The following is a 13,097-nucleotide window of genomic DNA, read 5'->3' on the forward strand; positions in this document are numbered from 1 at the left end:
TAAGTGGGGGAAGTTGAAGGGTTATCTTACATCGGCTGTTTATACTTACTTGAAGTGTGCATTCAAAGGGAACGTTCAAAGAATTATTAAGAAGCAATCAGTGGATAGAGATGCATGTTATGCATCTCTATCCATGGTAAATAATTTACACTACTTGCTGATAGTACGGCTGTACGACTAGGGAAGCTAATTAGTACAAATAGTCAGAATATCCTAAATATCCTGTATCAGGTAATGCATTGAACATTACCTTGTGGCCAGAACCACAGTGATTCCATCCTGCATCGTAACCACTATGACAAGGACTGCCATGATAACTATTGAAATACTGATCATGATGATGTTTGTAATGCGGGTAATTATCAATTATAGGCTTAAACTCACATATTACAGGTTTAACCTCATTTACTGTAGGTTTTTTCTCATCTATTACAGATTTAATTCCATCTATTATAGATTGTTTCATTCCATCTATTGCAGATTTAACCTCATTTTCTGTGTGTTTTTTCTCATTTATAGTAGTAACCTCATCTTTGATAAGTTTCATAACCTTATCCATCGTAAGCTTTTCTTCTTGCACCGTAGGTTTTTTCTCATCTATTACAGATTTAATTCCATCTATTATAGATTGTTTCATTCCGTCTATTGCAGATTTAACCTCATTTTCTGTGTGTTTTTTCTCATTTATAGTAGTAACCTCATCTTTGATGAGTTTCATAACCTTATCCACCGTAAGCTTTTCTTCTTCCACCGTAGGTTTTTTCTCATCTAACGTAGGTATAACCTTATCTATTATGAGTTTAATTTCATCCATTATAGGTTTCCACTCACTTTCTATAGATTTGTCTTTACCTACTTTGTCATCAACCTTAGGTTTAACTTCATCCATTATAAGCTTTATTCCATCTACTATAAGTTCTTTGATCTCATTCATGATAGACTTTTCTTCATCTACAGTAGGTTTTTTCTCATCTATTACAGATTTAATCCTATCTTCGATAAGTTCCCTAACCTTATCCACCGTAAGCTTTTCCTTATCTATCGTGTCATCAACCTTAGGTTTAACTTCATCCATTATGAGTTTTATCCCATCTACTATAAGCTCCTTAATCTCATCCATTATAGACTTATCCTCATCACCTGTAGGTTTCTCTTCATCAACCTTAGGTTTAACTTCGTCCACTACAACTCTTATTTCCTCTATCAGTTTTTTAACCTCATCCACTATAGACTTAACCTCATCACCTTTAGTTTTTTCTCCATCACCTGTAGGTTTCTCTTCATCAACCTTAGGTTTAACTTCGTCCACTACAACTCTTATTTCCTCTATCAGTTTTTTAACCTCATCCACTATAGACTTAACCTCATCACCTTTAGTTTTTTCTCCATCACCTGTAGGTTTCTCTTCATCAACCTTAGGTTTAACTTCGTCCACTACAACTCTTATTTCCTCTATCAGTTTTTTAACCTCATCCACTATAGACTTAACCTCATCACCTTTAGTTTTTTTTCCATCACCTGTAGGTTCCTCTTCACCACCTGTAGGTTCCTCTTCACCACCTGTAGGTTCCTCTTCACCACCTGTAGTTTTTTTTTCTTCAACTATAAGTTCTTCTTCGTTGATTATATTGGTGGTCTTATCTAAGACGGACTGATCTACATGTAATGTAAATTTCTTTTTATCAGTATTGTTGCCACTTTTAATATCGTTATTAGATAATATGTTGATATGTGAGTTATGAGACATATAAACCTCCTGAAATGGTTATGTTAAAATTAAATAAAATCAAATAAAAAAACTTATTATAAACTGGACAGTCTGCCATATCTTTAAGTAAGCTTATTGGAACATGAGTCAATAATTCTCTAATAGAGAAAACCAAATCCATCATGATAATTGTGGAATGTATCATAATAATTATTATGCAAACCAAAATGATTATGATATAAATCAAATTGGCCATGGTGTAAATTAGGTGCATGTGCAAGCATATGAGACTGCATATGCGAGAATGCTGGTACTTTTAACGCATAAGAAGTCATATGCTGTTTTGGCAAAGCGTTACGAATATGAATCATAATAATCCTCTAAAAATATTATAGAACTATTATAGGTCAAAATAATTAAAGATTTAATAACCAGATTGCCAAATTTAGCATAACAACCAACAAGTATGACTCAAATTTTCCTTCAGTTTTTACTATATCTTCACCAATTTTGCATACAGCCCATCTTTACTCATTAGAGAGTCATGAGTTCCTACTTCCTCTACTCTTCCATGATTGATCACTATAATCTTGTCAGTTTTGAGTGCGGTTGATAGTCTGTGTGTGATTATAATTGTTGTTCTGTTTTGCATTAATTTGCTCAGTGCTTTTTGCACGAGGTTCTCACTTTTATAATCAAGGGCAGAGGTTGCTTCATCCAGTATTAAAACCTGAGGATTTTTCAGTATTGCTCTTGCTATTATAATACGTTGCTTTTGTCCTTCGGAAAGCTTTAGTCCTCTTTTTCCTACAAATGTATCAAATTTATCCGGCAGCTTATCAATAAATTCCATTGCATACGCACTGATAGCTGCTTGCTTCACCTCTTCATATTCAGCATCTGGTTTACCATATAGTATATTTTCCATTATTGAGCAAGAAAATATCATGTGATCTTGTGGTACTAAGCCAAACAGCGATCTTAGATCATTTAGCGCAATTGTCTTAATATTCTGTCCATCGATAGTAATACTGCCTTCACTTGGATCGTGAAAACGGAGCAAAAGCTTTAAAATGGTGCTCTTGCCACTGCCAGATGGTCCAACAATTGATACTGATTGGCCTGCCTCTATAGAAAATGATACGTTATTTAATGCTGGCTTATCAGCATAAAAAAATGTTACATCGTTAAACGAAATTCCTTTTTGAACACTATTGATCCTTATAGGATTATCATTATCTAATATAGAGCTTTTCATGTTCATAAATTCAAATAAACGCTCTACAATTCCAAGACCTCGTTGCAAATCACTGATGTTATCGCTTAGATTGTTTACAGCCCCTGCAGCAAGTGCTGAATAAAACACAAATGAGGAGAGTTCTCCAATGGTCATATTATTACTTAAGACTTCTTTTATTCCCAAAAAAAGCAAAACAACTAGCGAACCTATCACACACGTGATAACTAGAGTTACTAAAATAGCACGCAAGAGTACTAATTTTACGTATGATTTTGATACTGAGTTTAGATGTTTCTGAAAATGGATTTTTTCATTTTCTTCGAGTACAAACGATTTGATAGTTACTATAGATCTAAAATTTTCCTCACTAAATGATGCAAGCTCACTTAATTTATCCTGAGCAAAGCGTGCATAATTGCGTACTTTTTTCCCAAGTGAAGTCATGACAATGAGCAGTATAGGTATTATTGCAGCTGCATATGCGGTTAAATGTAGATTTGTGTATAACAGCATTGCAACACTACCAGTTAGTACCACTGCATTCCTCAATATTGTCAATAAGCTGCTGTTTATTATCGATTGCAATGCAGAGGTATCAGTAATGAGTGCTGAGATAACATCTTGCACACCTGTATTCTCAAAGAAACTTGGTTGTAAATCAGTAATACTGCTATATAAGTCATATCTGATTCTTGCGATAACTTTTTCGCTTCCAATGCCAATGAAATATAACCGAATAAATGCAGTGAGAGAGATGCCTAAAACTATCAGTATTGCAACTAATAGATTAGTAGTAAAATTATGCTCTGCGCCAGAATCAATTATGTTGCTTAAGCCCCTACCAAAAAGAAGAATCGTTAAAGCTGAAAATAGAACTGCAATAAACGCTACGGTAAAATAATGTAAACTAGGTTTTATATAGTAAAATAACTGCTTAATGTTAGATTGCATTTTATTTTAAAGTTAAGTATTTAGCTTCAGGAAAAAGTTACAGCATTAGTCTACAGTGTACTTCCTTAGAACAATACGTTCAAGAAACTTTAGCTTCTGAAGGAAAAACGCTGCGAAATTACAGAAAGTTAGCAAAAAAACTACTGAATAGACCAGAGTTTATTTTGTTCCAATATGTAATGCTACTATTCCATAACTCATATTGTGGAACTCAACATTCTTAAAGCCTACCTCTTCAATTTCCATTTTAAAGTTAGTCTGAGTTGGAAATTCTCTTATGCTTTTTACTAGATATTCATAAGAACCCTTATCTTTAGCAACTATGCTGCCAATTTTAGGAATTACTTTAAATGAGTATAAGTCATAAAATTTGGTGAATATCTCATTTTGATAATGCATAGGGGCAAATTCCAAGCAGACAAATTGTCCATTTTGCTTCAATACCCTATATGCTTCACTTAAAGCCCTCTTACGGTCGGAAAAGTTTCGAATACCAAAAGCTACTGTATAATAATCAAATTCGGAATCTTCAAATGGTAAACTCTCTGCATTTGCACATACCCAACTGAAATTTAGCTGATTTGAATTTATAGCTTTATCACACCCTTTGTCCAGCATGTTTTGATTTATATCACATACTGTAACTTGAGCACTTGGCTCCCCTCTTGCTATTCTTATAGCTATATCTCCGGTTCCTCCAGCAATATCCAAAACCTTGGAGTGCTTTTTAAAATGCACACTATTTACCATCTTATCCTTCCATAGCCTGTGCATTCCAAAACTCATTATATCATTCATGATGTCGTAGCAATTTGCTACAGAATCGAAAACCTCTTTAACTAGTTGTGATTTATCCATATTTTATATAGAGATTGCTTACATAATTATTTTAAACTTTAGCAGTTAAATTAATATACTAATGAGAAAAATATACTACAATTAAACATATTTAATCCAGTAAATCATTAGTGTCGACAGCTTTTTCACAAAATATCATCTCTCTTATTATGATATTATCTGTAGCAGTTGTTGATATGGCAACAGACTTATACTCAGTTGCATTGCCAAGTATTGCCAACTATTTTAAGGTGAAAGGTAATATAGCGCAGCTTACGATCAGTTTAAATTTAGTAGGAGTTGCAATATCTGGATTAATTTATGGGCCACTGTCAGACTATTATGGTAGGCGCCTAATAATGCTGATTGGCATGGCAATTTTTACTTTGGCAAGTATTGTATGTTGCATAGCTGATAATATTATACTTTTAATATTAATCCGTTTTATACAAGGAGCAGGAGCTGGTGTTGCAGGCGTTGTCGGATATGCAGCAATCAGGGATATGTACTCAGGTAGTGAATACTCAAGAGTAATCTCAAAGTTAAATATGGTAGTAGCACTTTCACCTGGAATAGCTCCAGTGGTAGGCAGTTATATAATTTCACATGGTTATAGTTGGAAGTTTTTGTTTTTTATCATATCACTTGCCGCAATTATTATGCTCATTTTTATTTACTTGAAGCTACAAGAAACGCTGACCGTAAATAAAAGTAAAGCCAGTATTAATATCTTCAAGCAGTATATATTAATATTTAAGAATTATCGTTTCCTTGGGTTTTCAGCCATTCATGGATTAACTTTCATGTGGCTTTGGGCATACATTGCTAACTACCCGTTCATATTTGAATCAATGGGCGTTGAAGTACAATATTTTGGCTATCTCATATCAATCATAGTTATATTTTACATAATTGGAACTTTAATTAATAGAAGGTACGTACCAAAAATAGGAGTGAGCAAGATGTTAATAATAGGTTTGGTATTACCGATGATATCGGATGGTTTATTGGTATATTTTTATCTCACAAACAAGTTAAGTGTACTTATTCTTCAAGTTACTTGGATTCCGAGCAATATCGGGCTTGCACTCGTAATCAGCAATAACGTAACTTCTGCTTTAGAAACGGTCAAAAGTATAGGGCTTGGTAGTGCAGTTCTCTCATTTTGCAATATGATGTTTGGGGCTGTTGGAATATACATAGTAGGAAAATTCTTTTCTTATGGCATTTTACCAAATTTACTATTAACAGTTGTATGTTCTATAATTGCAATTCTTATATATAGTTTACTTAAATATACTGAAAAACACGAAGGATAATCATTATTTCTACAACCCAGATTTCATGAATTATTAATTACCTTACTATAGTAATGCAATTTTATAGAGAAGTGTTAAATGAATTATTCAATCAGAAATATAGATGCTGCTTTACTTGATGCTGCTAAAAGAGGTGATCTTAATGAAGCAAAGCGCCTAATAATTGAAGAAGCTGATGTTAATGCATATGATGGATCTCAAGGTAATTCTCTATATTGGGCTGTTAAAAATAATCATTCTTATATAGCAAAAGTTCTATTAGATAATGGAGCAGATTTTATTGCTTATGACTCTTCTCGAGAACGCCACGTGTTAAATAAATACGAAGAAGTAAAAGCTGAGCATTGTAAGGTTTCTCTACATCTGGCTGCCAGACTTGGCGACTTGAAAGCAGTAGAAGACCTATTAAAGAAAGAAGCAAATGTTAATACAAAAAATGATAAAGGACAGACTCCTTTAGATTTAGCTAAGACAGAAGAAATAAAAAATCTATTACAAAGCATAAAAGATGCCAATGACAAATTGCTTGAAGCTGCTAAAAGCGGTAATATTGATGATGTAGAAAATCTGTTAAATAGAGAAGAAAAAGTACAGGTTAACGCAGAAAATGAATTTGAAGAGACCCCTCTACACTTATCTGCTCAAAATGGACATAAAGACGTAGTGGAATTTCTACTCAGCAAAGGAGCAAAAATTGATGCAAAAAATGAATTTGAAGAGACTCCTCTACATTTGGCTGCTCAAAATGGACATAAAGGTGTAGTAGAATTTCTATTCAGTAAAGGAGCAAAGGTTGATGCACAAAGTGATGATCTAAGCACCCCTTTACATTTTGCTGCTAAATATGGACATAAAGACGTAGTAGAATTTCTACTCAGCAAAGGAGCAAAGGTTGATGCACAAAGTGATGATCTAAGTACCCCTTTACATTTTGCTGCTAAAAGCAGATATAAAGATACAGAAAAGATAGTAAAATTTCTACTTGATAAAGGAGCAGACGTTAATGCACAAAATAATGCAGGAGAAACCCCTTTACATTTAATTCTTCAAAAAATAGACCTAGATATAGATACAGATAAATTCTATACTCTACTGAACAAAAAAGGCATCAATGTTAATCTAACAGATAAAAATAAAGAGACTCCTTTGCATTTTTTTTTAAAAAAGAAAGCGATGGAGATACCTGAATTGGACGATCTACTGAAAGTAGAAAGTATCAATGTTAATTTACAAAATATAGATGGAAAGACTCCTTTACACCTGGTAATTGAAAAAAACAACTGGAATACATTGCCTAATGTATCGTGGAGCCGTGAAAAGATGGTCGATATTCTAATAGGAATGAAGGCAAATGTTAATGCAGTAGATAAGGATGAGAGGACTCCTTTACATTGGGCTGCAGGATATGGTAGAAAAGAGATAGTAAAAGCTCTAATAAACGCAGAAGTAAATGTTAACGCAGTAGATAAGGATGAGAGGACTCCTTTACATTGGGCTGCAAACTATGATAGAAAAGAGATAGTAGAAGCTCTAATAAACGCAGAAGCAAATGTTAATGCACAAGATAAATATGGAAAGACTCCTTTAGATTTAGCTAGCACAGAAGAAATAAAAACTCTATTACTAAAACCCCCCAAAAAAATTGATGACAGTATAGCATCAAAAGATAATGAAGTAGGTCAAGAGGAAGATGCTGAGCAAGAAGGTAATGCCCAACTAAGTTTACAAGAACAAGAGGAAGAATCACAGGAGATCAGTGCAGAAGAAGAAAGTGATGTAAAAATTGAAGCTGCTGATAATGGACATCTTCCTTATGCAGAACCTACACAAAATAGAGTATCGACAAATGAAGAGCAACCGAGCTCTTTTTTCGATAATTTGCTTAATATAATTATGAAGCCCTTTTCTTTAATTGCATCATTTTTTGGTGGCTTTTTTTCATGGTTGTTTGGATCTGATGAACCATCAACTGAATATGATCAAATAATTGCACCAAGTAACTCAGGAGGAGAGGAGCTAACAAACTATCAAGAGGGTGACAATAATATTATATAATAGATTTCTTGCATAACTGGCATTCAAAGGAAAATCAGTTGATGTCATGAAAGTAGCTGACACTGGCACCCAGTTAAATTTACGGAGTATAATGGATTCCAGTGTCAAGCACTGGAATGACAAGAAAGGGAGCACTGACTTGAACATTCCCCTGAACAGATACCTTGATACATTAAAGTTTCTAGGTTTGAGTAGTGAAATCCGATTCAGTGTGAAAATTAGCAAACTCCTTTTTAAGCTGTAGAATAAAATTTTTTATTTTAATGAAAAAATTGCTTCCGCATACTCAAGATGCCATTATAATGATGGTAGAGATATTTAGAGAGCTCAAAATTTATCTTGGTCTGCAGACCTTTTAACCAATTTTTCAATAAAAATTCAGCTACATCTGTTGTGTGTACATTCTGAATCTTTTTTATACAGGAGGATTTTATGTCCAGAATTCCAGATATTTGACCTTTACTTTAGCTAACAACAGGCGCCTGTAGTTTTTAGAATTAGTGTTAACACGGTTTTTCTACTTTTTTTTTCTTAATGTTTTAACTCAATACACACCATCATCATTTACTGCTTCTAAATATATCATTGCTAAACACACGCCGCTGTGTATTTCTATAGATAACTCATTGCCTAGACTTCGATTAAAGCAAGAATTCTTTCCTGGAAAAGCAAGGTTACTATGGCATAGTTCCCATTGTAATCCTTTAGTTGATATTTGAGCTTTCGGTATACCAAGTAAGGATATTTTAGTATTTTTTAGCAAAGAGGAAAAATAGCTAATACCTTTTTGTAAGGCGTACCCCACCATGGAAGGCGAAGGCATATAAAAGATACTATCTGTACTTGAAAAAATGTTGATATTTTGTAGTATATGATCAATTGCTCCTCCAGTAATACCCGTTACTATTGATGGCAATAACTTTACTGTTTTTAAGTGAGCCATTGCTTTAGAAAAGTCGCAATAATCTTGATCAGGTAGATATACTGTATTTAAGTTAGCACGTAAATTCGGATTTATACTATCCAAATCTCCTATTACAAGATCAGGTTTTACGCCAATTGATAGAAGCTTATTTGCTCCTCCATCTACAGCAATAACAGGTATATCTTGTTTAAAAAACGATGAATCAGGTATTTCTCCATTTAGTACTACAATAGAACGATATTCTTGCTCCACGCTACAATGTAGCATATGGTTATAAAACGCTTCGTGCAGTTTTTGCATCGTAGTAACATTTTTGAACAATTGATATTATACTGATCACTAATCCAGCAATATTACTGAGTATCATAAAAGTTAAACCCTGACAAATACCGTAAATAAGCCAAGATGATGAAAAAATAAGATAATTCACCAACATTAGCATCGATACGTCACGAGTAAGTTTTGTGATATATGCTCTATATACTTGAGGCAATAACCCAATGAGAGATGTAATGAACGCGATGAAGCCAAAGCATTCTTCAATATTTATATACATACATTTTCCTACGTTTGTTTTAACAAGATCAGGTTCAAAGGGTTGTACTTTATGTACTCTCAGCTTTTTTAGAGCACCCCTAATGCGTGTAATTTATAACATCATTTAGTCTATTAATCAAGAAATTAACAGTGACTTGCATTCATGAAACCCAATCGGCTTCTATGCTAATTATTATCCAAACTAATAGTCGGCTGTGCATCCTGCTCAGAGATCAGAGCAACTAGCAAATTGTTTATCAATTGAACCTTTTGTTTTCCATCCAATTGTAAGCTTTTATTTTTTTCAAAATGGGCTATTACTTCTTCGATAATTCCTATTGCATTTTGCACTATATGCTTTCTTGCAGAGGTGATGGCATGTGCTTGTTGACGCCTCAGCATTGCTTGTGCAATCTCAGATGAATAGGCCAAATGCGATATTCTTGCTTCTGCAATTTCAATTCCAGCAATATTCAATCTTTGTTGTAGCATTGACCGCAATTCATTTGAAATTTTGTCAGAGTTTTTACGCAAAGATTCTTCATCGTTTTCGCTATCATACGGATAATTACTTGCCAGTTCTCTAATTACCGAGTCACTTTGCACAAAAACAAAATCATGATAATTATTAACATTATAATATGCCTTCGCAGGACTGCTCACTCTCCAAACAATTACTACTGAAATCTCTATCGGACTTCCATTAGCATCATTAACTTTAATTTTTTCTGTATTGATATTCTGAAATTTCAAAGAAACTCTATATTTACTCGAAAACGGAAGCGTTACGCATATTCCAGACTTAAAATAAGTTCCAATATAATGACCAAAAAACTCTATCACTCTTGCTTCATTAGGATCATTAACGAAAAATCCTTGAGAAAAAGTCAATATTGAAACAGCAGCAACTCCAAGTGCAATTGTGCTGTCATACACAAAAAGTACCAATAAAATTAACCCTAGCGCTATTAGTACAGGAAAAGCCCGAATTTTACTTAGATTTCTATCATTTATTGTATTTTTATCTGTACTGTCTTCATCAGATTGCTTTTTCACTTGCACCCTCTCTGCTGATTATTTCATCTACCTTACTTACAAATAATTTAAACTCTCTTAATTCACAATCAGGCAACTTTATCTCATTGCCATGAGCTATCGTAAGCGGATCAATATGTTTACCATTATATATAACTTCATAATGTAAATGAGGTCCTGTTGCAACACCAGTGCTGCCAACATAAGCAATGATTTGTCCCTGCTTTACTTTAGAGCCTAACTTTACATCGCTACTAAATTTGCTTATATGTGCGTAACAAGTTGAATATTTATTGTTGTGCTTTATTTTGATGTAATTCCCATAGCCACCATTCTTTCCTATATATTCTATTACACCTTCTGCAGTGGCGTGTATAGGAGTGCCAAGTTTAGCTGCATAATCTACTCCTTTATGAAAAGCAATTTTACCATGAATGGGATGCTTTCTATTACCAAAATTCGAGGATATACGAAAATCTCCGTTTAAAGGACTTACGAAACTCTTTAAGCTTATCCCCTCTTTATTAAAATACTCTTCTTTGCCGTTTTGTGACTCATAATAATATAAACTTATAGCTTTATTGCTTGTTGTTAGTGAAGTATATAAAATTTTTTCTTCAGCCTTCTGATCACTCTCACACAGAACTTCCAACTTGCTTTTGGGCACAATGTCTTTTTTAAAATCTACACCATAACCTTTATATATGTCGATTAATCTCATTACTGTATTTGGCGCCAAACCTTCTGCGTCAAAAAAAGAGGATTTTATGTCACTGGATATGAATAACAACTTTCTATCACTTTCTGTCACCAAAGCAGCTTTTTTTTTTCTGATCCCGTGCTGAAGTAACGCTGGAAAGTGGTTTAGGTTGCTTTCTGTTATTCCAGTGCTTGAACAGTTTTTTAATCGAAAATGTTGTATAGCGTGCTGTTTACAATCAATTTCCAGTGTCTGGGCACTGGAATGACAATAGTATTTCTGCGCAAATGTTTCAGTTGCATATGCTGGTAAAATACAAAGCAGTGGAAGTATTACCAGCCTCATAGTTTATCAGCAAAAATAAAATTACCTTCAACATACTGCACATCATCATTATCTTCTAGCTCTTCAACTAATATAGATAATTTATCAATTAATTCTTTGTCGCTAACTTCAATCAGGTCCTTTGGTTGCCATGAAAGACGAGCAAGTTCTGGTTCTCCAAATTTTGTATAGAAAGCATCACGCACTCTACCAAAATCTTTCACTTCACAAGTTATAACATATAATTCTTCCTTGTTATTTTCCTCAACATTCAATACTTCTAATTCAATTCCATAGTTAAATAAATCTTCAAAATTTATACCCTCTGCTTTATAGACAATTAAGCCTACATGATCGAAAAGGTAACTCACACATCCTGTTTCTCCCAAATTACCGCCTTTGCGAGAAAAGATATAACGTATCTCAGAAGCAGTTCGGTTGCGATTATTTGTCAGAGCATGGACAATAAGTGCAGCACCAGAAGGTCCGCAGCCTTCATATTGTATTTCTTCATAACTTTCTCCAGCAACGTTACCAGCTGCATTTTTTATTGCTGTTTCTATTTTATCTTTTGGTAGATTTTCCTTTCGCGCAGAAAAGATAGCAGAGCGAAGACGTGGATTAAGCTCGGGATCAGTTAGCCCTTGTTTTGCAGCAACTGTTATTTCCCTAATGAGCTTCGTAAATTTTTGCGAGCGCTTTGCATCCTGAGCACCTTTTCGATGTTTTATATTTGAAAACTGTGAATGACCAGCCATAAGAAAACTAATTCACCCCTTCTACTAACATATTTTCATACTGCTCAGCTTCTAAGTCAAGGCCAAGAGCTAAGTGAGCTGTTATTAAATAACTAATAACTCTAGAAGAATATTTAGAATCTTTATTGCTTATCATATCTTGAAAACGCTTAATTGCTGCTAAATATTCACCACGCTTTAGGTAAAATTCACCAATAGAATACTCTTTTTTTGATATATGTTCTGTGATTAATTTTTCTTTTTCTTTGATCTCTTCTATATATTCGCTATTCGGAAAAAGATTAATATATTCAGTAGCTAGCTCTAAAGTTTTATATGCAATTTGTTGCCCAAGCTGCACTTTATTAATTTGCATGTAATAAGATAATACTCTTAAGTAATATACATATGGCAAATCTTCACCATTTGGATAAACGTATATATAATCATCCATATCACTTGCAGCACTGCTGTAGTTACCCATATTATAGTAAGAAACTCCAGATAATAATTTTGCTTTCATTGCCCAATAAGATAAAGGATACAAATCCTCTATCTTTTGAAATGCTCTAATAGCTTGCTTATATTTTTTCTGATCATAAAGCTTAACTGCCTCCTCATATAGTTCAGTTTCAGTGTGTTCAAGATCATTCGCATATAACTGCGTGAAGGGGCAAGTCAGAAGAAAAAAGCATATGATTAAAGTCTTATACATAAGATTTTTTTTGA

Annotated in this window: 11 protein-coding genes and 1 riboswitch; of the genes, 2 read left to right on the forward strand and 9 right to left on the reverse strand. The window is 33.7% G+C overall.

Translation table 11 applies throughout. The annotated features are described in order from the left end of the window. Positions 1–190 precede the first annotated feature (190 nt). The 3 genes from AAGE00_RS05885 to ubiE form a co-directional block, all read right to left on the reverse strand. Positions 191–1,747, reverse strand: a complete 1,557-nt coding sequence (locus tag AAGE00_RS05885) for a hypothetical protein (RefSeq protein ID WP_341815206.1) — start codon at positions 1,745–1,747, stop codon at positions 191–193. Between the two features lie 454 nt (positions 1,748–2,201). Further along, positions 2,202–3,899: an ABC transporter ATP-binding protein gene (locus tag AAGE00_RS05890; protein ID WP_213863932.1), complete on the reverse strand. Its 1,698-nt coding sequence runs from the start codon at positions 3,897–3,899 to the stop codon at positions 2,202–2,204. 159 nt (positions 3,900–4,058) lie between these two features. Further along, positions 4,059–4,757: a bifunctional demethylmenaquinone methyltransferase/2-methoxy-6-polyprenyl-1,4-benzoquinol methylase UbiE gene (gene ubiE / locus AAGE00_RS05895; protein WP_341815207.1), complete on the reverse strand. Its 699-nt coding sequence runs from the start codon at positions 4,755–4,757 to the stop codon at positions 4,059–4,061. Between the two features lie 149 nt (positions 4,758–4,906). Between ubiE and AAGE00_RS05900 the strand changes: the two genes are divergently transcribed. Beyond that, positions 4,907–6,055 carry a Bcr/CflA family efflux MFS transporter gene (locus tag AAGE00_RS05900; RefSeq protein WP_213863931.1) on the forward strand — a complete coding sequence of 383 codons (1,149 nt, stop codon included), beginning with the start codon at positions 4,907–4,909 and terminating at the stop codon, positions 6,053–6,055. 78 nt (positions 6,056–6,133) lie between these two features. Beyond that, a complete protein-coding gene (locus AAGE00_RS05905; RefSeq protein WP_007302582.1) occupies positions 6,134–8,110 on the forward strand; it encodes an ankyrin repeat domain-containing protein in 1,977 nt (658 codons plus the stop codon). Positions 8,111–8,654: 544 nt separating this feature from the next. Here the strand turns inward: AAGE00_RS05905 and AAGE00_RS05910 are convergent. The 6 genes from AAGE00_RS05910 to bamD form a co-directional block, all read right to left on the reverse strand. Then, positions 8,655–9,335, reverse strand: coding sequence for a thiamine diphosphokinase (locus tag AAGE00_RS05910; RefSeq protein ID WP_213863930.1), 681 nt, complete (start codon positions 9,333–9,335; stop codon positions 8,655–8,657). Beyond that, positions 9,307–9,591 carry a SemiSWEET family sugar transporter gene (locus AAGE00_RS05915; protein WP_026097271.1) on the reverse strand — a complete coding sequence of 95 codons (285 nt, stop codon included), beginning with the start codon at positions 9,589–9,591 and terminating at the stop codon, positions 9,307–9,309. The genes AAGE00_RS05910 and AAGE00_RS05915 overlap by 29 nt, the downstream gene beginning before the upstream one ends. Beyond that, positions 9,580–9,682, reverse strand: a riboswitch (TPP riboswitch). Its footprint overlaps the gene before it by 12 nt. A gap of 76 nt (positions 9,683–9,758) precedes the next feature. After that, positions 9,759–10,628, reverse strand: a complete 870-nt coding sequence (locus AAGE00_RS05920; RefSeq protein WP_019236939.1) for an SPFH domain-containing protein — start codon at positions 10,626–10,628, stop codon at positions 9,759–9,761. Then, positions 10,612–11,652: a M23 family metallopeptidase gene (locus tag AAGE00_RS05925; RefSeq protein WP_019236938.1), complete on the reverse strand. Its 1,041-nt coding sequence runs from the start codon at positions 11,650–11,652 to the stop codon at positions 10,612–10,614. Before AAGE00_RS05925 ends, AAGE00_RS05920 begins: the two co-directional genes overlap by 17 nt. Beyond that, the gene (locus AAGE00_RS05930) at positions 11,649–12,389 is read right to left on the reverse strand and encodes a YebC/PmpR family DNA-binding transcriptional regulator (RefSeq protein WP_019236937.1); all 741 of its coding nucleotides are present in this window, start codon (positions 12,387–12,389) and stop codon (positions 11,649–11,651) included. The genes AAGE00_RS05925 and AAGE00_RS05930 overlap by 4 nt, the downstream gene beginning before the upstream one ends. Positions 12,390–12,396: 7 nt before the next feature. Continuing rightward, positions 12,397–13,083, reverse strand: coding sequence for an outer membrane protein assembly factor BamD (bamD, locus tag AAGE00_RS05935; protein ID WP_007302577.1), 687 nt, complete (start codon positions 13,081–13,083; stop codon positions 12,397–12,399). Positions 13,084–13,097: the final 14 nt, after the last annotated feature.

Source organism: Wolbachia endosymbiont (group B) of Aricia artaxerxes, assembly GCF_964026975.1.
Lineage (GTDB): Bacteria > Pseudomonadota > Alphaproteobacteria > Rickettsiales > Anaplasmataceae > Wolbachia.